The sequence below is a fragment of the Rhodococcus sp. IEGM 1370 genome (assembly GCF_033142325.1).
GTDB lineage: Bacteria > Actinomycetota > Actinomycetes > Mycobacteriales > Mycobacteriaceae > Rhodococcoides.
Genome location: NZ_JAWLRY010000009.1, coordinates 1 through 24,857, shown reverse-complemented (window position 1 = coordinate 24,857; position 24,857 = coordinate 1). Strand labels below are relative to the sequence as shown.

Annotated in this window: 23 protein-coding genes, 1 tRNA gene, 1 rRNA gene and 2 pseudogenes; 6 read left to right on the top strand and 21 right to left on the bottom strand. The window is 63.7% G+C overall.

The features are described 5' to 3' along the window. Positions 1-18 precede the first annotated feature (18 nt). Positions 19-441, bottom strand: a complete 423-nt coding sequence (locus tag R4P47_RS13615; protein WP_317785000.1) for a phosphate acetyltransferase — start codon at positions 439-441, stop codon at positions 19-21. Between the two features lie 683 nt (positions 442-1,124). On the opposite strand from R4P47_RS13615, the pseudogene istA reads away from it, so the two are divergent. From istA to R4P47_RS13585, 6 genes and pseudogenes are all read left to right on the top strand, one after another. Then, positions 1,125-1,987: pseudogene (istA, locus tag R4P47_RS13610) on the top strand (IS21 family transposase); the annotation flags it as partial. 80 nt (positions 1,988-2,067) lie between these two features. Then, positions 2,068-3,237: pseudogene (locus R4P47_RS13605) on the top strand (IS3 family transposase). Between the two features lie 98 nt (positions 3,238-3,335). After that, a complete protein-coding gene (locus R4P47_RS13600) occupies positions 3,336-4,076 on the top strand; it encodes a hypothetical protein (RefSeq protein ID WP_317784999.1) in 741 nt (246 codons plus the stop codon). Between the two features lie 19 nt (positions 4,077-4,095). Beyond that, on the top strand, positions 4,096-4,473 hold the full coding sequence (locus R4P47_RS13595; protein WP_317784998.1) for an SdpI family protein: 378 nt from the start codon (positions 4,096-4,098) through the stop codon (positions 4,471-4,473). Between the two features lie 119 nt (positions 4,474-4,592). Then, complete coding sequence (locus R4P47_RS13590; RefSeq protein WP_317784997.1) at positions 4,593-5,114, top strand: SdpA family antimicrobial peptide system protein; 522 nt, start codon at positions 4,593-4,595, stop codon at positions 5,112-5,114. Beyond that, complete coding sequence (locus R4P47_RS13585; protein WP_317784996.1) at positions 5,108-6,058, top strand: sporulation-delaying protein SdpB family protein; 951 nt, start codon at positions 5,108-5,110, stop codon at positions 6,056-6,058. Before R4P47_RS13590 ends, R4P47_RS13585 begins: the two co-directional genes overlap by 7 nt. A gap of 330 nt (positions 6,059-6,388) precedes the next feature. Here the strand turns inward: R4P47_RS13585 and R4P47_RS13580 are convergent, their stop codons facing one another. From R4P47_RS13580 to rrf, 20 genes are all read right to left on the bottom strand, one after another. Then, positions 6,389-6,637: a VOC family protein gene (locus R4P47_RS13580; RefSeq protein WP_317784995.1), complete on the bottom strand. Its 249-nt coding sequence runs from the start codon at positions 6,635-6,637 to the stop codon at positions 6,389-6,391. A 394-nt stretch (positions 6,638-7,031) separates the two neighbouring features. Next, a tRNA-Pro gene (locus tag R4P47_RS13575) sits at positions 7,032-7,105 on the bottom strand. An 85-nt stretch (positions 7,106-7,190) separates the two neighbouring features. After that, positions 7,191-8,639 (bottom strand): ribosome biogenesis GTPase Der, encoded by a 1,449-nt coding sequence (gene der, locus R4P47_RS13570; RefSeq protein WP_037189204.1) that lies wholly within the window; start codon positions 8,637-8,639, stop codon positions 7,191-7,193. After that, entirely contained in the window at positions 8,636-9,319 is a 684-nt protein-coding gene (cmk, locus tag R4P47_RS13565; protein WP_094668760.1) for a (d)CMP kinase, read from the bottom strand. Before cmk ends, der begins: the two co-directional genes overlap by 4 nt. Then, on the bottom strand, positions 9,319-10,515 hold the full coding sequence (locus R4P47_RS13560; protein WP_317549572.1) for a pseudouridine synthase: 1,197 nt from the start codon (positions 10,513-10,515) through the stop codon (positions 9,319-9,321). The genes cmk and R4P47_RS13560 overlap by 1 nt, the downstream gene beginning before the upstream one ends. Before the next feature lie 12 nt (positions 10,516-10,527). Continuing rightward, positions 10,528-11,211, bottom strand: coding sequence for an SMC-Scp complex subunit ScpB (gene scpB / locus R4P47_RS13555; protein ID WP_094668762.1), 684 nt, complete (start codon positions 11,209-11,211; stop codon positions 10,528-10,530). Next, complete coding sequence (locus tag R4P47_RS13550) at positions 11,208-12,044, bottom strand: segregation and condensation protein A (RefSeq protein WP_094668763.1); 837 nt, start codon at positions 12,042-12,044, stop codon at positions 11,208-11,210. Before R4P47_RS13550 ends, scpB begins: the two co-directional genes overlap by 4 nt. Then, on the bottom strand, positions 12,041-13,003 hold the full coding sequence (locus R4P47_RS13545) for a ParA family protein (protein ID WP_068051009.1): 963 nt from the start codon (positions 13,001-13,003) through the stop codon (positions 12,041-12,043). Before R4P47_RS13545 ends, R4P47_RS13550 begins: the two co-directional genes overlap by 4 nt. Positions 13,004-13,112: 109 nt before the next feature. Further along, positions 13,113-14,027, bottom strand: coding sequence for a site-specific tyrosine recombinase XerD (xerD, locus tag R4P47_RS13540; RefSeq protein ID WP_094641577.1), 915 nt, complete (start codon positions 14,025-14,027; stop codon positions 13,113-13,115). Between the two features lie 5 nt (positions 14,028-14,032). Beyond that, positions 14,033-14,665 carry an NUDIX hydrolase gene (locus R4P47_RS13535; RefSeq protein ID WP_317784994.1) on the bottom strand — a complete coding sequence of 211 codons (633 nt, stop codon included), beginning with the start codon at positions 14,663-14,665 and terminating at the stop codon, positions 14,033-14,035. Then, positions 14,662-16,392 carry a CTP synthase gene (locus tag R4P47_RS13530; protein WP_094688575.1) on the bottom strand — a complete coding sequence of 577 codons (1,731 nt, stop codon included), beginning with the start codon at positions 16,390-16,392 and terminating at the stop codon, positions 14,662-14,664. Before R4P47_RS13530 ends, R4P47_RS13535 begins: the two co-directional genes overlap by 4 nt. A 150-nt stretch (positions 16,393-16,542) precedes the next feature. Continuing rightward, positions 16,543-17,490, bottom strand: coding sequence for a copper transporter (locus tag R4P47_RS13525; RefSeq protein ID WP_149405667.1), 948 nt, complete (start codon positions 17,488-17,490; stop codon positions 16,543-16,545). Continuing rightward, on the bottom strand, positions 17,487-18,671 hold the full coding sequence (gene steA / locus R4P47_RS13520) for a putative cytokinetic ring protein SteA (protein WP_149405666.1): 1,185 nt from the start codon (positions 18,669-18,671) through the stop codon (positions 17,487-17,489). The genes R4P47_RS13525 and steA overlap by 4 nt, the downstream gene beginning before the upstream one ends. A gap of 84 nt (positions 18,672-18,755) precedes the next feature. Further along, a complete protein-coding gene (recN, locus tag R4P47_RS13515; RefSeq protein ID WP_317784993.1) occupies positions 18,756-20,525 on the bottom strand; it encodes a DNA repair protein RecN in 1,770 nt (589 codons plus the stop codon). 2 nt (positions 20,526-20,527) lie between these two features. Further along, positions 20,528-21,493 carry an NAD kinase gene (locus R4P47_RS13510; protein WP_149405664.1) on the bottom strand — a complete coding sequence of 322 codons (966 nt, stop codon included), beginning with the start codon at positions 21,491-21,493 and terminating at the stop codon, positions 20,528-20,530. Next, positions 21,490-22,311, bottom strand: a complete 822-nt coding sequence (locus tag R4P47_RS13505; protein ID WP_149405663.1) for a TlyA family RNA methyltransferase — start codon at positions 22,309-22,311, stop codon at positions 21,490-21,492. Before R4P47_RS13505 ends, R4P47_RS13510 begins: the two co-directional genes overlap by 4 nt. A 1-nt stretch (position 22,312) precedes the next feature. Then, entirely contained in the window at positions 22,313-22,555 is a 243-nt protein-coding gene (locus tag R4P47_RS13500; RefSeq protein WP_068050998.1) for a hypothetical protein, read from the bottom strand. A gap of 77 nt (positions 22,556-22,632) precedes the next feature. Beyond that, complete coding sequence (locus R4P47_RS13495; protein ID WP_317784992.1) at positions 22,633-23,622, bottom strand: HAD-IIA family hydrolase; 990 nt, start codon at positions 23,620-23,622, stop codon at positions 22,633-22,635. After that, positions 23,619-24,500: a tetratricopeptide repeat protein gene (locus tag R4P47_RS13490; RefSeq protein ID WP_094641563.1), complete on the bottom strand. Its 882-nt coding sequence runs from the start codon at positions 24,498-24,500 to the stop codon at positions 23,619-23,621. Before R4P47_RS13490 ends, R4P47_RS13495 begins: the two co-directional genes overlap by 4 nt. A 72-nt stretch (positions 24,501-24,572) precedes the next feature. Further along, positions 24,573-24,689 (bottom strand): 5S ribosomal RNA (gene rrf, locus R4P47_RS13485). Positions 24,690-24,857 lie beyond the last annotated feature (168 nt).

Below are 24,857 nucleotides of genomic sequence, written 5' to 3'. Positions count from 1 at the left end.
ACGTGGTGCTACTTCGGACTACTTATCGGCGAGAGCTACTGCCGCCGCCAGGTATTCACGTGAGTCGCGAAACGTCTGTGCGACCCCACGTCCCGCGATGGCGTGGTACCGACTGATTCGGTCGTCATCGAGAGCCTCGAGGACGGTGGTGGAATCCGCGTGCATCCAACCACCGTCTCGGACCAGTTCGTGGGCACGCTTACCGTGCAGGGCAGAAATACCCTCGACCCTGATCCCCTTCGGATCGGTCGACGCCGCGAGGTAGTAGGCCTTCTTGCCGGAGTAGCCGACCTTGACCTTCTCGCGCAACCGGAAGACGGCATCGGCCGCATCGTCGATAGCCGATGCCTGTTCGTCAGAGCCTGATTCGGCGGCAGAGATTCGCGCGATCTCCCCATCGATCGCAGAAAGCAAAGTGGCGAGGTATTCGGGATCGCTCATAGGCCCATGATGCCCTAGAGCAGTGATCTCGCGAACCAGCACCCGACCGGAAGATATCGACACCTGTACAGCTCGGGGATCGACCTGACAGACCGCACAGTCCGGATGCCTGCCGGCAATGTCATGGGCCACTGACGAGGCGGAGCTGTCCGAACGGTTGCCCGCACCACCTGCAGCTTCCACCGACGTAGTCGTGGCCGTCTTCACGTTCGCACTCGTCGACTGCGCATCCGCTGCCGCAGGAGAGCATCTGGCCACATCGGCACCGCTCACCGTCACAGCCCGGGTGGTGAAGTGCTCCCGGCGGCGCAGCGCAGTCGGGGCACTTTGTCCGTCCATTGGGTATTCGACTGGGCCGCCATGTGCAACCCACCGAATCGAGCATTTCCAGTTCACACGCCATGCAGATCGCCACGCCGTGGAGAATCGCACAGGGCACCGACATCAGAATTTTCCGGAGTTCACGCGTCGCTACGCCTCGGCAAGTTCATATCTGTCAGCGGTCACGTAATTCCCCAGGCTTGAGGGGGTGTCCGTCATGTAATTCCTCACCCGCTGTCACGTAATTCCCCACCCCGGGGCGTGTCGGTCTGGGGTCCGGGTGCTGCTCAGGTTCGCTCCTGACACGGGGTCCTACCAGGGCTCGTGGAAGGGGCCTGAGGTGGCAAAGGAAGTCATTCACCGTGAACGATCTCATCGAGATGTTCCGACACTGGAACGCCGGCCGATCCCAAGTGGAGATCCATCAGGCGCTGGGCATCGACCGCAAAACCATCCGCAAGTACCTCCAACCGGCAGTGCGTGACGGTGTCGAACCGACACCGGAGGAAGTCTTCGACGAACACCTCTGGCGTGAACGCATCGGCCAGTGGTTCCCTGCACTGTCCGATCCCGCAGCCCGCGCCTTGACGTGGGAACACATCGCACCGCACCGGAAGTGGATCATCGAACAACTCGATGTGCCGGTCACCGTCGCCACCATCGCGCAGCGTCTACGCGACGATCGCAACGTCGAGGTGTCCGAATCGACCGTACGTCTTTACATCGCAACAACATTCGCCGAGAAACGGCTCGAAGAGAAAGTCACAGTCCCGCGCGGTAGCGTCGAGCCGGGCAGTGAAGCACAGATCGATTACGGCAAACTCGGCATGTGGTTCGACCCGGCCCTGGGCCGCCGCATCTCGGTGTGGGCGTTCGTGATGATCTTGGCGTGCTCACGGAAGATGTTCGGTCAACCCGTCTTTCGGATGGATCAAACCTCGTGGAACGCCTCTTACGTCGCTGCGTTCGAGTACTTCGGCGGCGTCCCCGCCCGGCTGGTCTGCGACAACCTCAAAACCGGTGTCGAACGACCCGATCTCTACGACCCGATGATCAACCCCGCCTACCAGGAGCTGGCGAGCTTCTATGGAACCCTGATCGACCCCGCCCGGGCCCGTAAACCCAAGGACAAACCACGGGTCGAGCGGCCCATGCCTTACATTCGTGTCTCGTTCTGGACGGCCGCGATTTCACCTCACTCGTACAGATGCAGACCGCGGCATTGGGGACTGCCCCGGCTTTGGTTGACATCTGATCTGTGAGGATCACTCCTCACGGTGGAAGGATGTTCACCATGCCGAAAGCATTCCCGAGGAGTTCCGCCGCGACGTCATCGCCGTCGCACGCAAAGGCGAGGCCCCGCTGCGTCAGATCGCGAAGGACTTCGGAATCTCCGAAGGTTGCCTGCACCGCTGGCTCAAAATCGCCGACCGCGAAGACGGAATCGAACGCGGCACCGCCACAAAGACAGGCCTCGACGAGTCCGCCGAGCTGCGAGAAGCCCGCAAACGGATCAAGCTGCTCGAGCAGGAAGCCGAGGTCATGCGTCGCGCGGTTGCCTACTTGTCCCGGGACGTCAACCCAAAATGATCTTCCCCCGCAAGCGGGAGGTGCCCCCACCGCTGGTCCTCGACCTTGCTGGCGACGGAGTCCCCGTCACAGTGACCTGCCGGGTGCTCGGATTCTCCACCCAAGCGTTCTACAAATGGAAGAAACAGCCAGTCACGCAACGAGATTGGGATGATGCGCATCTGATCAACATTGCTCGTGAAATCCACGCCGACGACCCCGCATTCGGCTACCGCTTCATCGCAGACGAGCTACCCGACCGCGGCATCACCGCCAGCGAGAACCGGGTCGCGCGGTTGTGCTCACAAGAACGCATCTGGTCGGTGTTCTCGAAGAAGCGAGGCCTGAACAGGAAGGCCGGCCCGCCGGTCCACGATGACCTCGTCGACCGTCAGTTCACCGCACACGCCGCGGACGAGCTGTGGCTGACCGACATCACCGAACACCGCACCGACGAGGGCAAACTGTATCTCTGCGCGATCAAGGACGTCTGGTCGAACAGGATCGTCGGCTACTCGATCGACTCCAGGATGAAGGCCTCGTTAGCGGTGTCCGCATTGGATAATGTTGTAGCGCAAAGAGGCTCGGTGGGGACGATCGTTCACTCGGATCGCGGAAGCCAATTCCGGTCCAGGAAGTTCGTACATACACTGTCGCGCAACGGATTACGAGGTTCCATGGGGCGGGTCGGGGCGTGCGGTGACAATGCCGCGATGGAGTCGTTCTTCGCACTCGTGCAGAAGAACGGCCTCGACCGCCAGCGGTGGTCGACCCGCGAGCAACTACGGCTGGCGATCGTGACCTGGATCGAGAAGACCTATCACCGCAAACGCCGTCAACGACGCCTTCGGCAAGCTCACTCCCATCGAGTTTGAGACAATCAACCGGACCGCACACGCGGCCTGAATCACTCAACCCCACGAGTCAACCGAACTCGGGGCAGTCCCCTCTTCGGCTGAGGGCGTCTAGTCACGTCCCGTGCGCGCCTTGGCGGCCACGCGCGCATGAAGCGAACCTTCCTGTTGCGGATGCAAGACAGACCGATTACCTTGTTAATACTTCGGCTAAGTACATTCAATGTAGGGGGCATTATGACTTCACGTATTACCCGCGGTGCCGCCACTTCTGCTATGGCAGTGAGCGCGCTGCTGGGGAGCGGCTTGTCGGTCGCACAAGCTTCACCACTGCAGAGTGACGCGCCCGATCCTTCGACTGGCGGGAGCTACTCCGATTCCGAGATCGTGTCGCTCCTCGTCCTCGGAGCAGGTCGCGCGGCGCAGGAACACCCCGAACTGGGTAGTAAGTTCACGCCTCGAGTCGCCGACGATGTTCCCGAAGCGACCGGTCAGCAAGTGCAGGCGTTGACGAACGCACTAGTTGATGTAGTGCCGAACTTCCACGACACGGTCACGCTGGGCGTGCAAAAACATGATCCCTTCGCTGCACAGGCCGCTATGACAGCACTGGGGCAGGGCCTGCGCACTGTCGCCAGCCGTGAGAAGAATACTGCGCCGTCCTCGGATGTGGTGTCCACGCAGGGACTCGCGTGGCATGACGCGAACGTCTTCACCGAGATCAACGGCGTCGCAGTCCTGAACGTCGCCGGTTACGCCAACGGAGCCGTTGTCACCGAAGTTGCATGGGTCCTGTACGTGACCCCCGGAGCAATCTCGTACGAATTTCCCACCACCGCAAATACTCTGGATTCACAGAACGTCGTGGCACAGCTAGCCACCGAACTGTAAACGCAAGGATGGGGCACACATGACTGAAATGCAGACCTCGTTGTTGATCGTGGCACTTCTCTACCTGCTCCTCGGATCGGGCATGGCGTTTTCGGTGCGGCGGATACAGCAGGGCAAAACCAAGGTCAACGGGTGGATCGGCATCCGAACACCGGCCACACTCAAAAGCCAACAAGCCTGGGACGCGGGCCATCGAAACGCACTGCCCCACTTCAGAATTGGTTCCATTGTCCTGATCGCCGGGGCATTCGTTCTTGCCGTGCTTGCCATCATCGACGTACCCGATTGGCTTGGCGTCACCGTCGTTCTCACCGTCATGGCCTTCACAGTTGGCAACATGATCTACGCGGCCGTCACCGCGAGCGCAGCAGCGCGGCGAGTGTCTCCGAATAGCTGACCTTCCGCATGACGCTACGACACTCGCCGCCCCAAGCCGACACCGGCGGGCCGGCGTCCGAACAAGCCGAACCTCCTACGGTCGACAGTCGACCGGCCGCAGCAATAACCGTATTCGTTGTGGCACTTGCCGCACTAGCAATTGTCTTCGGAGTCTCTGTGTTCTACACACTGCCGAGCAACCTGCTGAGTTCCAAAGATGGCGGCGGACTCCGTACCGTCTTCAACGAAGTGCTACCGCAGAACTGGGCGTTCTTCACCAAAGACGCCCAGTCCGAAAATATCCTGGTCTACCACGCGTCCGAAGGTTCGGGCTTTGTTAGCGGCGTCACGACTCCGCAGGGTCGTCCGAGCAATGCGTTCGGTCTTTCCCGGACCCAGCGGGCACAAGGGCCGGAGCTGGCCAACCTCCAACTGGCGATTCCGCCGGAGAAATGGACGGCCTGCGACGGTGAACCGGCTCGCTGCATAGAGCTGAACCAAGATTCGCCGGCCATCAGCGTGGCCAACACATCACCTGTCCCGACCGTGTGCGGCGATGCCTACTTGGTCATCGCAACACCCGTTCCATGGGCATTTCGCGATCTGGTGCCCTACACACTGCGGGCGAGCACGCTCGTGCGGATCGACGCACAGTGCTGAGGCTGAACGCCGCTCGAAACGCGGATGAAGTGTCACCGCTGAATGCCTGGGTAAGAAACTACGATCCACGCACCCGTTACCTGGGAATTGGCCGAACCCTCATCGCGCTCGCGCAGCTATCCATCCTGGCCTTCACGCCCGTCGAAGCGTTAATGGTCCCGGTCGGCAGCACAGTAGGACCCAAATGCGGTTCGATACAATCGATTTCACTGTACTGCATCGGCGGTGACGCACACCTGGGCGTCAAACACTGCATTATCGGTGTACTGCTGCTAGTAGTTGCGTCCGGATACCGGCCTCGATACACCAGCATCATTCATGCATGGGTAACAGTATCGATTTCCGGGAGCATCACCTTGCCCGACGGCGGAGAATCCGTTGCCCGCGTCGTCACGCTACTACTGATACTGGTTTGCCTCGCAGACAACCGGGTCTGGCACTGGCGGGCGCCATCCACACCAGCCCAACCGACACTGTCCGCGATCTCACTCGCAGCGCTCATATTTGTTCGGCTGCAGATCGCGTACCTCTACATCGACAGCGCCATCGCAAAATTCGGCGTCGACAACTGGGCCGACGGGTCAGCGGAGTATTACTTCATCCGCAACCCGATGTTCGGATCCGCAGGACCGATCGACACCGCCGCACGAGCGATCACGACACATGCGCTACCTACCGTCATGCTCACCTGGGGTGCGCTCGCCATAGAACTCATCATCGGGTTGGCTATTCTCGGTGGAACCAGATCACGCCGAATCGCACTGATCCTGGACTGCGCACTGCATGCCGGGATCATCCTAACCATGGGGCTATGGAGCTTTTCGTTGGTGATGATCGGCAGCGCTACCGTCGCCGCAGCACCTCACAGCGTCACCAGGGATGCAGCAATCAAGAGTCAAGGCCAACCCTGCCGAACTGCGCAGCAAGGGCCAAGATCCGCGTAACAGTGAGTGACGACGAATCCTTTAACGGACCTCTGCACGAAGAATTTCGGAAGGACGGATACTCGCACGCCAAGCAATCGTAATCTCAGGCGCGCCCCAGCCGTTGTCCTTCAGCGCGGTGAGGTCATCGGCGTCCACGCGCACACCGCCCGTGCGATATGTCGATGGTCAAAATGCACACTTCAACCCGCAGGGGCGATCTGAGCCTGTCAGCCTTGTAAGTGGGCTGATTTGTTCCTCGGCCCGGCAGAAGCAACGCTGCGATAGCACGGCGCGGGGGCGACAACCGTTGTTCTCGTATTACGAGCAGCGGGCTCGGCAGCACCAAAATCAGACGTATGGCCGTGTCAGCAGCTCGACCAAGTGCCCGCCAGGGTCGAGAACGTAAAGAGCGCGGCCACCGTCTTCATGACGAATCTCGTTGTGGGAGCGTTGCGGATCGCCCCAGTATTCGGTTCGAGATTCGACCAGCGCCGCGAGGGATCGATCGAAATGCTCGTCGTCGACGAGAAAAGCAAAGTGCAGTGAATCAAACGTTGTCGGAGCTTTGGCGAATTGCAGGAGCACGCCGTTAGACATGATCAGATTCGCGAAAGGCCCCTAGGAGGGAGCATCGACAATCTCCAATAGGCTCCGGTAGTACGCCGCCGAAACTTCGGCGTCGTTGGCGGGAATGATGATGTGGTTGAAGGTGGCAGTCATCGAGCTTCCAATCGTCGAGGGTGAGGGGCCGTGATCGATCAGCTCGACGGCGGAGCCCGAGGGCATGCGGTGTGAACCGCAGAAGTCATGGTGGCCAGGGGTGGCTTCAGCATCTGGTGCTGTCGTATCTCGAGGCTAGTCACGCGAGAACGAAGACCGAAAATCAACTAAGGAACGAGTAGTGACACTGAGCGGCACGGAGCCCTACTTCGGGCCTAAAAAGGCGGTCTCGGACTTCTCCGAAACCGCCTCTGACCTGCATCTATCTTTGTCGGGCTGACAGGATTTGAACCTGCGACCACTTGACCCCCAGTCAAGTGCGCTACCAAGCTGCGCCACAGCCCGCCGCGCCTCGAAAGGCGCTTGCTGAGATTACCCCAGCCCTACCCCTGAGAGGAAATCGCCTGCTCAGGGGCGGGGTCGGGCTACATCAGCGGTTGTTGCCCTTGCCCGGCCGTTCCCGCTTCTCGCGGATACGCACCGAGACACGCACGGGGCTGCCGTCGAAGTTGAACTCCTCACGCAGACGTCGCTCGATGAATCGGCGGTAGCCGGCCTCGAGGAAGCCTGTGGTGAACAGCACGAACGTCGGCGGCCGTGTGCTGGCCTGCGTCGCGAACATGATGCGCGGCAGACGTCCGCCTCGCATCGGCGGCGGAGTGGCCGCCACGACCTCCTTGAGCCACGTGTTCAGCCTGCCGGTGGGGACACGCTTGTCCCACGACTCCAGAGCCGTCTCCAGCGCGGGCACGAGCTTCTGCACCGCACGACCCGTCTGAGCCGAGATGTTCACTCGCTGCGCCCACGGCACCCGAGCGAGATCGCGGTCGATCTCCTTCTCGAGCTGCTGACGACGATCGTCGTCCACCAGATCCCACTTGTTGAACGCCAGCACCAACGCGCGGCCGGCATCGGCGACCATGCTGAGCACGCGCATGTCCTGCTCCGAGATCACCTCGGAGGCATCGAGAAGCAGAATCGCGACCTCGGCGGCCTCGATCGCGGACTTGGTGCGCAGCGACGCGTAGAACTCGGCACCACTGGCGTGACTGACGCGCTTGCGCAGTCCGGCGGTATCGACGAATCGCCATGTCTTGCCGCCCAATTCGACCAACGAGTCGACGGGATCGACGGTGGTTCCGGCAACATCGTGCACCACCGAGCGCTCGTCACCCGAGAGCTTGTTGATCAGTGAGGATTTGCCCACGTTCGGCTTACCGACCAGAGCGACACGCCTGGGTCCCCCACCGGGAATTCCTTCGCGCGGGGTCTCGGGCAACGCCTCGAGCACCCGGTCCAGCAGATCTCCGGTACCGCGGCCGTGGGTCGCGGAAACCGACAGCGGCTCCCCCAGCCCCAGCGACCACAGTGCGGCTACCTCGGACTCGGTGCGTCCGTCGTCGACCTTGTTGGCCACCAACAGAACCGGAGTCTTCGACCGGCGCAGTACTCGTGCGACAGCCTCGTCCGTCGTCGTCGAGCCGACTCTCGCGTCGACGACCAACAGGATCGCATCGGCGGTGTGCATGGCCAATTCGGCCTGGCGCGCAACGGATGCCTGCAGACCCTTGGCGTCGGGCTCCCAACCGCCGGTGTCCTGCACCAGGAAGCGTCGACCACTCCAGTTCGCCTCGTACGACACCCGGTCGCGGGTGACGCCTGGGACGTCCTCGACGACGGCTTCGCGTCGTCCGATGATGCGGTTGACGAGCGTCGACTTACCGACGTTCGGACGCCCCACCACGGCGAGAGTCGGCACGGCAACGGCATCTTCGCCGTCTTCGCCCTCGTTGAGGTCGACGTACTCCCACTCGCCCTCGTCACTCCATATTCCGTCGCCCGCGGTTTCCGCTGCGCCGGAGAAGAATTCTTCGCTCACTGCACTGCTCCACTTCTGTCGTTCACCACGAGCAGCAAACGCTCGATCACGCCGTCGAGATCCAGCTCGCTGGTATCGACGATCACCGAATCCTCGGCGGGACGAAGCGGTGACACTGCTCTCGTCGAATCTGCATGATCGCGGCGTTGCACATCCGCGAGCACGGATTCGTAGTCGTCGTCGCGACCCTGTTCGATGTTCTGTTTGTTGCGACGCTCTGCCCGCGCCTCCGGTGAGGCAGTCAGGAACACCTTCACGTCGGCGTCGGGAAGAACGACGGTGCCGATGTCGCGGCCCTCCACGACGATTCGCGTCGACGAGCTCGCGAGGTCGCGCTGCATCTGCACCAACAACTCGCGCACCGCAGGCACTGCGGACACCGCAGAGACGGCCTTGGTGACTGCGTCGCCGCGGATTTCGCCGCTGACGTCCTCACCGTCGAGCAACACGGTCTCGGACAGCGGGTCCTTGCCGATCTCGAGGGGAAGCGCCGCAACGGCTTTCGCGACCGCATCCGCATCGGTGGGCTCGACGCCCGAACGGAGAACCCATACCGTCGCGACGCGATACATCGCACCGGTGTCGAGGTAGCTGGCTTCCAGTGCCGACGCGAGTCTGCGCGACACCGACGACTTACCGGTGCCCGAGGGACCGTCCATCGCCACGACGAGCGCACTCATCACAGGCCTACGGATTCGTAGAGTTTGCCGATCTCGCCGCGACCGAGAACACGCAGTGTTCCTGGACGCTGATCGCCGAGCACGATATTGCCGACATCGGTACGCACGAGGCGCCCGACCGGGAATCCGACCTTGTCGAACAACCGACGCACGATGTGCTTGCGGCCCTCGTGCAGGGTCACCTTGACGAGCGACTTGCCGTCCGAGATGTCGAGCAGCTGGAAGCCGTCGACCTTCACCGGGCCGTCGTCGAGGGTGACGCCCTCACGCAACTGCTTGCCGAGCGTGCGGGGAATGGTGCCCGACAACGTCGCGAGGTAGGTCTTCGAAACCTCGAACGACGGGTGCATCAGGCGGTGAGCAAGATCACCGTCGTTGGTGAAGAGCAACAGTCCCTCGGTGTCGGCATCGAGACGGCCGACGTGGAACAGTCGCTGCCCCGCCTGGACCCGCTCGGAGACGATGTCGCCGACGCACGGGCGTCCCAGATCGTCGGACATGGTGCACTGCCATCCACGCGGCTTGTTCATCGCGAGATGAACCAGCTCTTCCTTCACCACCACGCGGGTGCCGTCGACACGGACCACGGCGATGTTGGGATCGATGCGGATGCCCTGTTCGGTGACGATGCGTCCGTCGACCTCGACGCGGCCGTCGGCGATCAGTTCCTCGGCGGCGCGACGCGATGCGACGCCGGCCTGTGCGAGCACCTTCTGCAACCGAACACCTTCACCGGCGGGTACGTGCTTGCGCGGTGAGGAATCGGTGTGCTGATGCTTCGCCGGCTTGGCGTTGCTGATGGTGGTCGACGGAACCTGCTTCTTCTGCGGCTTCGGCGGCTTGGGACGCGACGGCTTCTTGCGAGGAACGGCGTCGTTGCTGCGGTCGTTGACGCCGGTCTCGACGGGCGTGTAATCGGTCGATTCGTCCTGCTCGACGCCACGGCGAGGGGCAGGTCGGGCTCCTGTGCGAGGAGCTCCGGTACGGGGCGCGCCTGCGCGAGGTCCTCCAGTGCGAGGAGTTCCGGCGCGAGGTCCTCCGGTACGGGGAGCGCCGTCACGGGGCGCAGCGTCGCGGGTGCGATCTCCGCGGCGCGCGTCACGCGGAGTGTCCGACCTACCTGCGGTCGGCTTCCTGCGTGGGTCTTGTCTCTTGTTACGGTCCGGTGTGCCATCACGGCGAGCGGGCTTGTTCACTTGTCTTACCTATCAGTCGTCCGAGTCGAGCTCGGCTGCCGGATCGGGTTTCGATCCGCGGTTCTTGGTGGAGCGGGTCATTCTCGGGTCGGTGTCCATGCTGTCACTGATCTCGTCGATCAGGTCCACACCCGGCAACAGCGGTGCCAGTTCGGGTAGATCACCGAGCGATGCGAGCCCGAGCCGTTCGAGGAACAGCTCGGTGGTGCAGTACATCGTGCCGTTCGTCTCCGGGTCCGTTCCTGCTTCGGAGATCAGTCCACGGGCGAGCAACGTACGCATCACTCCATCGACGTTGACTCCTCGCACGGCGCTGACTCGTGCGCGGGTCAACGGTTGACGATATGCGATCACGGCCAGGGTTTCCAATGCCGCGCGTGTGAGCTTGGACCGAGCGCCGTCCAGAAGCAGCCGTTCGACGTACGGCGCATAGGCGGTTCGGGTGTAGAAACGCCATCCGTCGCCGGCGTAGCGAAGGTCGATTCCGCTGGTTCGTTCGGTCAGTTCGGCGGCCATCGCCGTCAAGGTCGCGCGCACGCGGGCCACCGAGGCACCCACGGCGGAGGCGAGCTGCTCGTCCGAGGCCGGTGTGTCGACGATCAGCAACACGGCTTCGAGAGCCGACGCGAGAGTGGTGTCGTCGAGCTCCTCGGAATCGTCGACGTCCTCGAGCTCGAGTTCGGGGTCGGCACTCATGCGTAGTCCTCTTCCGTGACCACGATGGGTCCTTCGTCCTTACCGGTCCAACTCACTCGAAGATCGCCGAGCGGCTCGGGCTGCTCGAACGCAATCACCTGTTGCCGGAACAGCTCCAGCAACGCCAGGAATCGCGCGATTATTTCCACTTGCACCTCGCAGTCCTGCACCAACTCCGAGAACGAGGCCCACTCGTTCAGGCCTCGCCCCTGCAGATTCTCGAGCAGCCATTCCGCCTGCTCGGGAATCGAGACAGCGTGCTGATGGATGTGATCGAGTCCCACCTGGGGAATCGGCTTGGGTCTGAAGGCCGCTGCGGCGATGTCGGCGAACGTGGCCGGGTCGACGCCCAGCAGCACCTCGGGAATCAGGTCGGCGTACCTGTCCTCCACCGACACCGATCGCGGATAACGCCGCAGCGCAGCAGCTTCCAGCTCACCGAACAGCAGAGCGACCTGCTTGTAGGCGCGGTACTGGAGTAGTCGAGCGAAGAGGAGATCTCGCACTTCGAGCAGCGCCAGGTCCTCGGCGTCCTCCACATCGCCCGAGGGCAGCAACCGCGCCGCCTTGAGATCGAGCAGAGTCGCGGCGACGACGAGAAATTCCGTCGTCTGATCGAGGCCGACATCGGCACCGAGTGACTTGGTGAACGAGATGAAATCGTCGGTGACGGTGTGCAACGCCACTTCGGTGACGTCCATGCGGTGCTGACTGATCAGCGACAGCAGCAGATCGAACGGACCCTCGAAGTTGAGCAACCGCACCCTGAATTTCGACGGATCCGCGTCGGCGGGAACCTCGATCGGGGCCTCGTCGGCAGCGTCGACGGTCACGGACCCGACCGGTAGATCACCTCGCGCGCCAGGGCGCGGTACGCCTGTGCGCCGCCGGATTTCGGAGCCCACGTGGTGATCGGCTCACCGGCGACACTGGTTTCGGGGAAACGGACCGTTCTGGTGATCACCGTGTCGTAGACGACGTCACCGAACACCTCGACCACTCTCGTCATCACCTCACGCGAGTGCAGTGTGCGGGCGTCGAACATCGTCACCACGATGCCGGCCAACTTCAGCCGCGGGTTGAGACGATCGCGCACCTTCTCGACGGTGTCGTTGAGCAATGCCAGGCCACGAAGGCTGAAGTACTCGCACTCCATCGGGATCAACACTTCGTCGGCACACGTGAGCGCGTTGACCGTCAACAGACCGAGCGAGGGCTGGCAGTCGATGAGCACGTAGTCGTAGCGATCGAGAATCGGATGCAGCACCCGTCCGAGTGTCTGCTCGCGGCCCACCTCGGTGACCAGCTGAATCTCGGCCGCGGAGAGATCGATGTTGCTGGGCATCAGATCGAGATTCTCGACGCGAGTCCGCATGATGATGTCGTCGGCGGAGACCTTCGCTTCGACGAGGAGGTTGTAGACCGTCAGATCGAGCTCGTGGTGTGCGACGCCCAGACCCGCGGACAGTGCGCCCTGTGGGTCGAGGTCCACAAGTAGTACGCGACGGCCGTAGCCGGCCAACGAGGCACCGAGATTGATGGTCGACGTCGTCTTGCCGACGCCACCCTTCTGGTTGCACATCGCGATGATCTTGGCCGGGCCGTGATTGGCCAACGGTTGCGGATCCGGGACGGTCCGAGTCATCCGACCGGTGGGCCCGAGCTCGTTCGGAGCAGGAATGATGTCGCGTGTCTCCCGACTGGATTCCGGTTGACGCGTCTGGAACAGGCCACCGTCGAGATGTGGATGATCCAAAGCTGACTCCGCCGCTGGCGGCTGCGGTGTCGACACGTTCCAGCGCTCCCCTGTCCCGTTCGTCTTCGAGTAGTTCTGAGAACGCTACCGCTTGGTGCGCCGGCAACGTCATCGGACACGCTGACACACGGCTGCCGGCCTCGTGCTACCTCGCCCGCGGATGCGCGCCGGCCCACACTTCGCGCATCGTGTTCACGGTGACGAGGGTGTAGATCTGCGTCGTCGTCACCGACGCATGTCCCAACAGCTCCTGCACGACGCGGACATCGGCACCACCGTCCAGCAGATGCGTAGCAAAAGAATGCCGAAGAACGTGCGGTGAGACCCCCGCGGTGATCCCGGCCCGCACGGCCGAATCCTGCAAAACCTGCCACGCGCTCTGCCGAGACAACCTGCCGCCTCGGACGTTGAGGAACAGCGCGGGATTGGAGCGCGAGACCAGCCCCGGCCGTCCACGCACCAGGTAGGCGTCGACTGCCTCGATCGCGGGTCGCCCGACCGGGACGATGCGATGCTTGCCGCCTTTGCCGCGCAGCAGCACCGAGCGGGCTTCGGTGTCGATGTCGTCGACGTCGAGCCCCACTGCCTCGGAAATTCGAGCCCCGGTGGAATACAGCAGCTCCAACAACGCTCGATCCCGCAGTCCGCGCGGGGCATCGGGACCGGCAACCGAGGCCGATTCGAGTAGCGCCACCACCTGATCGACGGGCAGAGACTTCGGCAACCGCTTCGCCGGCTGCGGCGGCTTGACCTCGCTCGCGACGTTGCGCTCGACCATCCCTTCCGCGAGCGCGAACCGGTGCAGACCGCGCACAGCAATCAGCGTCCGAGCCGCCGAACTTGCTGCGAGAGCAGGGAATTCGTCATCACCGCGCCGCAGATAGAGCACGAACTCGGTGATGTCGTTCTCCGAGACCTTCGCCAGATCGGTGATGCCGTAGCCGCCGAGGAACCGCTCGTACCGCACCAGGTCGCGACGGTAGGACGACACCGTGTTCGGCGCCGACCCACGTTCGACCACCAGATGGTCGAGGTAGGTCTGAATCTGCTGGCCGATCACGGTGACTACTTTCGTGAACTCTTCCGATTCTCGAACGCAGTGGGTAGATCCGCCCACGGCGCATCGGCCGGGCGCAGTTCGGTACCGGCGGCGCGCGCCGCAGCGAAAGCGAGCACCCCGGCCACGGCGGATGCGTTGACGATCTCGCCCGACAGCGCCCGCCGGACGGCCTCGTCCATCGACACGAAGGAGAGTTCGATGTCTGCTTCCTCGTCGTGTGCCTCCGGCCGATCCACTTCCGTCAGGTCCTGTGCCAGAAAGATCCGTACGGCTTCGTCGGTGAACCCGGGCGAGGCCAACACGTCGACCAGCACCGACCATGTGCCGGCGGCAAGCCCGGTTTCCTCGGCGAGCTCACGCTGAGCTGCCAGCACCGGTGGCTCCCCCGGCTCGTCCAGCAGACCGGCGGGCAACTCCCACAGTCGACGACCGACGGGATGCCGGTACTGCTCGATCATCGCCACACGGTCCTGATCGTCGACGGCCAGAATCCCGACCGCGCCGTGATGCTCGATCACCTCACGCTCGGCCTTGCGACCGTTGGGCATAGCGACCTGATCGAGCCGGAGGGCGAGGATGGCACCCGAGTACGGCACCGACGATTCGAGAGTGGTGAACTCGTGCCGAGGCTCGCTCATCCGACGGTCTCGGCCGCGTCCGATTCCTCTGCCGCCACGGTGTCACCGTGAATGTCGACCGGCAGACGCTCCGCGGCCTTGTACTTCAGCGCCGCATTGATCAACGACGCGAACAGCGGGTGCGGACGGGTCGGCCGGCTCTTGAGCTCCGGATGCGCCTGAGTGGCGACGAAGAACGGGTGCACCGACGCAGGCAGTTCGACGAACTCGACCAGGTGGCCATCCGGAGAAGTACCGCTGAAGACCAAGCCGCTCTTGGCAATTCGATCCCGGTAGTCGTTGTTGACCTCGTAACGGTGACGGTGGCGCTCCGAGACGTTCTCGGTGCCGTACGACGCCGCGACGACCGAACCCTTCTGCAGGGTGGCCGGGTAGGCACCGAGGCGCATCGTGCCGCCGAGATCGGCGTCACCGGCGACGGCGTCTTCCTGATCGGCCATCGTGGAGATCACCGGATCCTTGGTCTCCGGGTCGAACTCGGCGGAATTGGCATCGGTCAGACCGACCGAACGAGCCGCCTCGATGACCACACACTGCAAGCCGAGGCACAACCCCAGCAACGGAATCTTGCGCGTACGTGCGAACTCGATGGCCCCGAGCTTGCCCTCGATACCGCGGATACCGAAACCGCCGGGAATGAGCACGGCATCGACGTCGCCCAACGCGGCCTGTGCCCCCGCAGGCGTAGAGCACTCGTCGGATGGAACCCACTTGATCTCGACCTTCGCGCGATGGGCGAATCCGCCGGCACGCAGCGCCTCGGTGACCGAGAGATACGCGTCGGGCAGGTCCACGTACTTGCCGACCAGGCCGACGCGCACGGTTTCGCGCGGCTGGTGGACGCGCTCGAGCAGGCCACCCCAGATGGTCCAGTCGACATCGCGGAACGGGAGACCGAGCTGACGGACGACGTACGCGTCCAGGCCTTCCTTGTGCAGCACCTTGGGAATGTCGTAGATCGACGGTGCGTCGGGCGTGGAGATGCAGCCGTCGACGTCGACGTCGCACATGAGCGCGATCTTGTTCTTGAGCCCCGGCGGCACATCGCGATCGCAACGGAGGATCAACGCGTCGGGCTGGATACCGATGCTGCGCAGTGCTGCGACGGAGTGCTGGGTGGGCTTGGTCTTGAGTTCACCGGACGGAGCCAGGAACGGAACTAACGACACGTGCAGGAAGAACACGTTGTTGCGGCCGACGTCGTGGCGCACCTGACGCGCTGCTTCGAGGAACGGCTGCGACTCGATATCGCCCACGGTGCCGCCGATTTCGGTGATCACGACGTCCGGCTGATGGCCCTGCAGATCCGGGCCGTTCATCGCGAGAATGCGACGCTTGATCTCGTCGGTGATGTGCGGGATGACCTGAACGGTGTCGCCCAGGTATTCACCGCGGCGTTCCTTGGCGATGACCGTCGAGTAGACCTGGCCGGTGGTGACGTTGGCGAACCCGGACAGATCGCGGTCGAGGAATCGCTCGTAGTGTCCGACGTCGAGGTCGGTCTCGGAGCCGTCCTCGGTGACGAAGACCTCACCGTGCTGGAACGGGTTCATCGTGCCGGGATCGACATTGAGGTACGGATCGAGCTTCTGCATGGTCACGCGCAATCCGCGTGCGGTCAGTAGCTGGCCGAGGCTGGATGCCGTCAGGCCTTTTCCGAGTGAGGACGCGACGCCCCCACTGACGAAAATGTGCTTGGTGTCGGAACGCGACTGAAGGCGTGACAATGAGGCTCCCGTGACGAGTCTGCAGGGCTTGCTCCTATCAGGGGGCTGATAAGAGAGGTGAAGCGTGGAAATTGGGCCTGCTACCCACGGGACTTCACGGTAACACCAGTACCTACCTCACCGCCAACGACACGCTCGTTCCGACGACGATCAGCTCGCCGGCGCTCCGACGGTCACGGCGTTCGCGTTCGCTCCGGTGCCGTAACGGCCCGAGGCACCGTCCAGTTGCTCCGCCAGAGCGAGAACCGTGGTGATTCGCCCTGCTTCACGGTCGACGTTGTCGACTGTGGTGAGAGCGGACGACAGCGCCGAATCTGCTCGCACGACGGCGATGGAACCGTTGCCCTCTGCCGCGCCGGATCGGCCGGCCAGTACCGCGCCTGCACCACGTGAATCGAGAGCGCCCGCGAACCGCGCAACGATGGCACCGCGGTTGCCGTCCTCCACGTCCGAGGTGCCGGAACCGGTGACGACCACTGCCAACTGAGCGGGCGCGACGGCACCGTTGTCGTACGCGATGAAGCCGCCGCTGCGCAGTGTCTCGAGCGCCAGCGAGAGTTCCTCTGGAGTCGACTGCGGCTGGGCGGTCTCGGCGTTGAGCAGCAGAACCGAACCCAGCAGGTCTCCGGCGAGACTGCCTTGGTCCACCGCGCCGGTGCGCAACTGCACGCCGGCCGGAATGACATTGGTCAGGCGGGTACGAAGATCGTCGCCGTTCGCAGCGGAGACGAAGGAATCGGTCAGCGACACCCTGCCGGTGACGGTGGCACCCGAAGCCCCGATCGACCGCGTGACTCCGTCCACGTCACCGGGATCGGCATCCGGAGTGGTGATGACCACGACGCTGCGATCGACCAACGTGTCTCGCAACACCCGGCCCGATACCGCAGCGTCGAATCCGTCGGCCGAGTTGAGCTGCTCACCGAGCTGATTGTTGGTCGCCTGCAGATCGTCCACCTGAGTTTCGAGACCGGTCTTGTCGTCTCGGAGGCCCGATACCAGCCCGCTCGAGAGCAGACCCGAGCCGAGCACGATGCCGATGGCCAGTGCCACGAAGACCGCGGCCAGCGAAATGGCATGTTGGCGAAGCGAAATCACGAAAGCAACCCCTGGAACCACAGAGCGAACCGGTTCCACAGATCGATTGCCCAATCCAACGCTTCACCGCCGATGTTGGACACGGCCAGCGCCACGATCACGGCAACGAGCGCAGCCAGAATCAACAGCGCGATCGCACCGCCGGACACGCGGCTGCGGTAGAGCGTCGCAACAGCTTTGGCGTCGACCAGCTTGGCCCCGACCTTCAGACGCGTCATGAACGCGGCCGGATTGGTGTTGCGTCGACCGCGATCGAAGAACTCGTCCAGGCTGGCCGGGCTACCGACCGACACGATGAGTGACGCCCCGTGATGATCGGCCAACAACAGCGCGAGATCGGCAGCGGCACCGGTGGCCGGGAACGTCATGGCACCGATACCGAGATCCTGAATGCGCTCGAGTCCTTGCGCGTGGCCGTCGGAATCCGCCGGAAGCACCACCTCTGCACCACATTTGAGCGTCTGCGCAGTGACGTCCTCGGGATCGCCGACGATCAGATCGGGGCGATGACCTGCCTTCATGGCGGTGTCGGCACCCGCGCCGACACCGATGATTACGGGCGAGTACTCCTTGATGAACGGCTTGAGGTTCTTCAGATCCTCTGCATGCCCGGGACCGTCGGCGACGATCACGACATGGCGACCCTTGAGATCGATGTCGATGTCCGGCACACCGACGCCGTCGATGAGCAGCGGACTTTCGGTTCGGATGAACTCGATCGTGTTGCCCGAGAACGCTTCCAGATGGTCGACCAGACCCGTCTTGGCCTCGATCATCTTGTCCGAGATCTCGGCTTCGCTCTGCTCGTCGCCCTTCGCGAGGCGCCGATCACCGGTGTAGACACCGCCGTCGTTGAGACGAACCTTGGTTCCGTCCTTGATCTTCTTGAAGACCTCGGTGCCGGCCGAGTCGATCAAGGTGATCCCGTTGGCCACGATGGCCTCGGGCCCCAGGTTCGGGTAGCGCCCGGAGATCGAGGGCGACGCGTTGACGACCGCGAGCACCCCTGCCTCGACGAGAGCATCAGCGGTCAGGCGGTCCAGGTCGAGCTCGTCGAGCACGACGATGTCACCGGGGCCGACCCGTTTGAGCAGCTTGGCCGTGTTGCGATCGACTCGCGCGATCCCGGTGATTCCGGGCAGCGAATCCTGACTACGTGACAGCAGAGCCGGCATCTTCATGAGAACCATGATGACCCGATCGACACGCCCGACGACGGAGGCGCGCCGAAACAACTACCACACTGATCACATCAGCACCAAAAGTTACAACGCTGCCCGATCGGCGTTTGCGGTGGCCAGCAGCTCCTCGGCATGTGCGCGACCGGTTTCCGTGTCGTCCAGACCCGCGAGCATTCTCGCGAGCTCGACGACGCGTTCCGACGACGACAGCGTCCGAACCCCACTGTTCGCCGCGCCCTTCTTCGCATCGGTCTTGTCGACCACCAGATGTGTGTCGGCGAATGCAGCGACCTGGGGCAAGTGGGTGACCACGATGACCTGGTGCGTGCGCGCCAACCGGCCGAGTCGACGCCCGACCTCGACGGCCGCGCGACCACCCACTCCGGCGTCGACCTCGTCGAACACCATCGTCGCGCCCTTGTCCGAGCCCGCCAGCACCACTTCGAGTGCCAACATCACCCGCGAGAGCTCACCGCCCGACGCACTCTTGCTGATCGGAAGAGCCTGGGCACCGTCGTGCGCGGAAAGCCTGAACTCGACCTCGTCGACGCCATTGCTGCCCGCATGCAGTTCGGCCCCGTCCACGACGATCGGAGCCGTGTCGGACGGACCGGCGGGAAGTGCGCGAACATCGATCTGCAGCTTGGCTTTTCCCATGGCCAAACCCGCCAGCTCGACGCTGACCGCCTTCGAGAGCTTCACAGCGGCCTTGGCCCGAGCCGCACTGAGCTTCGACGCAGCTGCCGCGACGTCGACCGCAGCCGCGTCGACCTTGGCGCTCAACTCGGCGAGCGCGTCGGCCGAGGTGTCGATGTGCGAGAGCCGCTCACGGGCGTCCTCCGCCCAGGCGATGACGCCGTCGACATCGGCGGCGTACTTGCGTGTCAACGACTTCAGCTCGGCCTGCCGGTTCAGGATCGAGTCGAGCGCGCCCGGATCGGACGGCAGATCCGTCAGGTAGGAGGTGAGGTCTGCCCCGATGTCGCCCACGATCGCCATCGCGTCGTTCAGTCGCGGCAGCAGCTCGGTCAGTGCCGCGTCCTCGGCATGTTCGAGGCGAGAGCGAGCCTCGCCCAGCAGATACAGCGCGGACGCCGTGTCCGACGCCTCCTCGGTACTCCCGACGAGCGCCGCCGAGGCACCTTCCGCGGTCTCACGCAGTGAATCGAGATCCCCCAGCCGACGCACATCCTCGGCCACGGAGCGATCCTCACCCGGCTCGGGGGCCAGGGAGTCGATCTCCTGGAGGCCGAACTGCAGTCGATCGGCTTCCTGCGCCAGCTCGCGACTGCGTTCGGTCCGGTCGATCAGCTCGTTGCGCGCGTCGAGCCACGTCTTGCGCGCGGTGCGGTACTTCGAGACGAGGGACGCCACCGCATCCCCGGCGAATCTGTCCAGCGCGCCGAGTTGCTGATCGGGACGCAGCAGACGCAGCTGATCGTTCTGACCGTGCACCGTCAACAAGGAGTCGGTGAAGTTCGACAGCACCGATGCCGGCACACTGCGCCCACCGAGGTGCGCACGAGAACGACCGTCCGAGTTGACGGTACGCACGGCGATGATCGAGTTGTCCTCGTCCCGTTGACCTCCCGAGGACTCGAGCACCCTGTCGACGTCGTCGATCACCTGCTCCGACGCGGTGTCGGTACTGAATCGCCCCTCGACCACAGCACGCTGAGCGCCGAGCCGAACCCGGCCTGCGTCGGCGCGGGCACCCGACAACAGGTGCAGACTGGTGACCACCATGGTCTTTCCGGCACCCGTTTCGCCGGTGAGTACGGTCAGCCCCTCGTGAAACTGTGCGCTGGCACCGGATATGACTCCGAGGCTGTCGATCCGAATCTCTTCGAGCATCCCTACCTCGCTCTCCCCCGCCACCCGGTCACGGGCAGTTCGAATTTCTTGACCATGCGATCGGCGAACGGTGCCGAATCGAGCCGAACCCACTTGATCGGTGACGCTCCCCGAACCACCTCGACGCGAGCGCCGGCAGGCAGGCTCAATGTGCGCCTGCCATCGCAGAATACGAATCCCGCGTGACCGCCGGCATCGATCTCGATCGCAACGATCGACTCGGGACTGGTGACCAGTGGACGTGCGAACAGAGCATGTGCGTTGCTCGGAATGACCAATATCGCTTCGAGCTCGGGCCAGACCACAGGCCCTCCGGCCGAGAACGCGTAGGCCGTCGAGCCCGTAGGTGTGGAGACCAGGACGCCGTCGCATCCGAAAGCCGACACCGGTCGACCGTCGACTTCGAGGACCACCTCGAGCACTCCGAGCCGTGACCCGTTCTCGATGCTGGCCTCGTTCAGTGCCCAACCACGATCGACCACCTGGTCGCCGACGCGGATCGCAATGTCCAGTGTCATGCGTTGCTCGATGCGGTAGTCCCCGGCGATGACGCGGGCCAGGGCATCTTCGAGATGGTCGGCTTCGGCCTCCGCCAGGAACCCGACATGGCCGAGGTTGATGCCGAGCACCGGTATGGACGCTCCTCGCGCGAGTTCGGCTGCGCGCAGGAAGGTCCCGTCACCGCCGAGAACCAGGACCATCTCGCAACCGGCGGCCGCGTCCGGTCCGAACTCGACGACGTTCAGTTTCATGTCCGCGACAAACACGTGATCGTGTTCCTCGGTATCGGAGGCTTCGATCTTCGACGGCTCAACCTCGTCCACGAGCACGCGAAGGCAGATGCCCGCTTCGTCGAACACCTTGCCCACGCGGCGCGCGGTTTCGGCGATGTCCGGTCGACCAGGATGGGCGACGAGAAGAATCTCTCGAGTCGACTCCCGTTCCGGTGCTGCGTGGGACGGAGTCACTGTGGTCCTTCCTCGATCGCGAGCCGGACGAGATCCGTGATGTCTGCGCGAGGCGAGTCCTCGTCTGCACCTGCCCTCAGCCACAAAAAGTACTCGACGTTGCCCGACGGCCCCGGCAGCGGGCTCGCCGCCACCGCGCGAACACTCAAATCCAAGCCGACGGCCGCGTTCGCAACATCCTCCACTGCCTCGGCTCGCAGAGCTGGATCTCGCACCACGCCACCGGAACCCACGCGATCCTTGCCGACCTCGAACTGCGGTTTGACCATCAACACCATGTCGGTACCCGGCTTCGAGCATGCGACGAATGCGGGAAGAACCAGCTTCAACGAGATGAACGACAGATCCGCGACGATGACGTCGACAGGTCCACCGATCGTGTCGGCGTCGATCGACCGGACGTTGGTGCGGTCGATGACGTGAACGCGGTCGTCGGACTGCAGACGCCACACCAGCTGCCCGTATCCCACATCCACGGCAACGACCTCGCGCACTCCTCGACTGAGAAGAACGTCGGTGAACCCACCGGTGGACGCACCGGCGTCCAGGCAACGAGCCCGCTCGACGGTCAACCCGAGCGGCTCGAAGGCGTCGAGGGCACCGAGCAACTTGTGCGCCCCGCGGGAGGCCCACGAGATCTCGTTGTCTTCTTCGGCCACCAACAGCGGTGTGCCCGGTTCCACCGCGGTCGCGGGCTTCGAGGCCACCGTCCCGGCGATCTTCACCCGACCCGCTTCGATCAACTCCGAAGCGTGCTCGCGAGATCGGGCGAGTCCACGACGAACCAATTCGGCGTCGACACGTGCGCGACGAGCCATGTCAGGTCTTGTCGACGGTGTTCAGGGCACGAACGAGTACCTCGTGCGCTCGGTCGAGCAGACTCGCATCGCGTGCCAAGGCCTCGGAGTCCACGGCTTCGGATCCCTCGTCGTCCGCCGACTCGATGGTGAGCTGATTCAGCAGCGAACCGACCTCGGTGCGAATAGTGTCCGGATCTGCCGACGACTCGTCGACGACACCGCTCGGCCGGTGCTGTCCTGGTAGTGGAATAGGCGCGCTCATCGCCACTCACGCTATCGGATGGGTCCGACGAACGCCCGATCGCCGCCGCTCGCCGAACCCTGCTGTCGAACGCAGCCTCAACAGCCGAGGAGCGAACGCAGATCGCCGAGTCGATCTCCCTCGAAGTGAACGTCCGAGAACGTCGAACCGGACCAGGCGACGTGCAGTGTGGCGAGCGCCCCCTCGAACGCATCCGGCACACCGTCCCCGCTGTACTGCACGGAAAGCACCTCGTTCTCGATGCCGACCGTCCAACCGGTCTTGCTGCCGACGCTCGACGACATCTCGTCCTTGTTGAGGACTCCGAGATCGGGGCCGATGTGAGTCGGGCGCAAATGCCGAGGAGCATGCAACAACTCCGCAGCGGTACTCACGCCGGTCAATACCAGCAGCGACGGCAGATCGATTTCGTTCGCTCCGGCGATGTCGGTGTCGAGTCTGTCTCCGACGACCAGTGCCGAACGTGCTCCGCTGCGCTCGATGGCGTCGTGCATGATCGGGGCGGCGGGCTTGCCTGCCACGATCGGCTCGATCTCGGTGGCGTTGCGAACCGCTGCGACCATCGAGCCGTTCCCCAGAACGAGTCCCCGCTCGGTCGGCAGGGTTGCGTCGATGTTCGTTGCCACCCACAGTGCACCTGCACGGATGGCGAGGACAGCCTCGGCAAGAATCTTCCAGCCAGTATCGACCGAATGCCCCTGCACCACCGCGACCGGATGGTCGTCGGCAGATCTCACCGGCTCGAGACCTACCTTGGTGATCTCGTTCGCCAACGCGTCGGTACCGACGACGAGCACGCGGGAACCTGGGTCCAACTTGTCCGCCAACACACGGGCACCGGCCTCGGAACTGGTGACGACGAACTCTGCCGTGGTGTCGAACCCGAGACCACGCAGATGTTCGGCAACGTCCTCGGGGGCACGACTGGCATTGTTGGTGACGAAGTACTGCTTTTCCGCACCACCCGACAACGCCTCCACTGCACCGGGAATGGGGTCCTTGCCTGCGTACACGGTGCCGTCGAGGTCGAGCAGCAGAACGTCATGGAGCTCGCGCAGCGCGGTCACTGACCGCCTCCGGACAACTCCTCGACCCGCTCTTCTGCATCGGTCTCACCATCGACATCGGCTGCAGCGGCATTGAGGAACCACTTCACACCTTCGTCGACGCGACCTGCCGCAACCAGCGCATCTGCGTAGACGTAGAACAGGCGAGCGGCAGCCGTGCCCGAGCGCGACGCGTCGAGATCAGGGGTCTGCAGCGTGACGACGGCCTGGTCGTACTGGTTCAGATCCATTCGGGCACCTGCCACGACGATCCGAAGCTCCGACGCTTCCTCTCCGGTCAACTCACGAGCCTCGTCACTGCGACCGAGTTCGATCGCGCGCTCGGGGCGTCCGAGTCCGCGCTCGCAGTCGGCCATCACAGCGATCAGGCCCGGTCCGCCAGCCATGCGCCGGGCGGCGCGAAGCTCGGACAACGCTTCGGCCCACTCACCGGCGTGGTACGCCGCGATACCTGCGGTCTCACGCACTACGGCGATCCGGCCGGCACGCTGGCGAGCAGCGCGCGCATGCAGCAGCGCCAACTGCGGATCGTCGTCCAGCAGCCTGCTGGTCATCACGAGGTGACGCGCGACGGCGGTTGCGTTGTTCTTGTCCAAGCTCAACAGGTCTCGACGCACCGCTGGCTCGAGCTGTCCGGCCTCGACCTCATCGGGCAGATCCGGCTCTTCTGGACGCGGGGGTCGACGGTCGGACGGTGCGCTGTTTCCGCGACGATCGCCGGAGAACCCACCTTCACCGCCACGTCTGCGGGGAGGACCGTCCGAACGACGCGGGTCTCCGCGGCGGTCCTGAGCGCGGGGGTTGCGGTCTCGGGACTCGCTCGGGCGGTTGCCGCCGTCCCCACGGGACGGGCGACGATCGTTGTTGTCTTCCGACACGGGCGTCCTTTCGGATTTCGGTACAAACGCAAAAAGGGGACCCACCAAGTGGGTCCCCTTCTTACAACGGGTGTTCGGCGGTGTCCTACTCTCCCACACCCTGTCGAGTGCAGTACCATCGGCGCTGGAGGGCTTAGCTTCCGGGTTCGGAATGGGACCGGGCGTTTCCCCTCCGCTATGGCCGCCGTAACTCTGCGAAACAAAGTCACACGGAACATCAGCGGTGCCACCTGATCAAGATCGGTGACGTACTGGTTCATTCAATTGTGTTGTGCTGAAACGTGTGTTGTTTCAGATATTGCACAGTGGACGCGTAGCTTCTTTGTGGTAAGTCCTCGGCCTATTAGTACCAGTCAC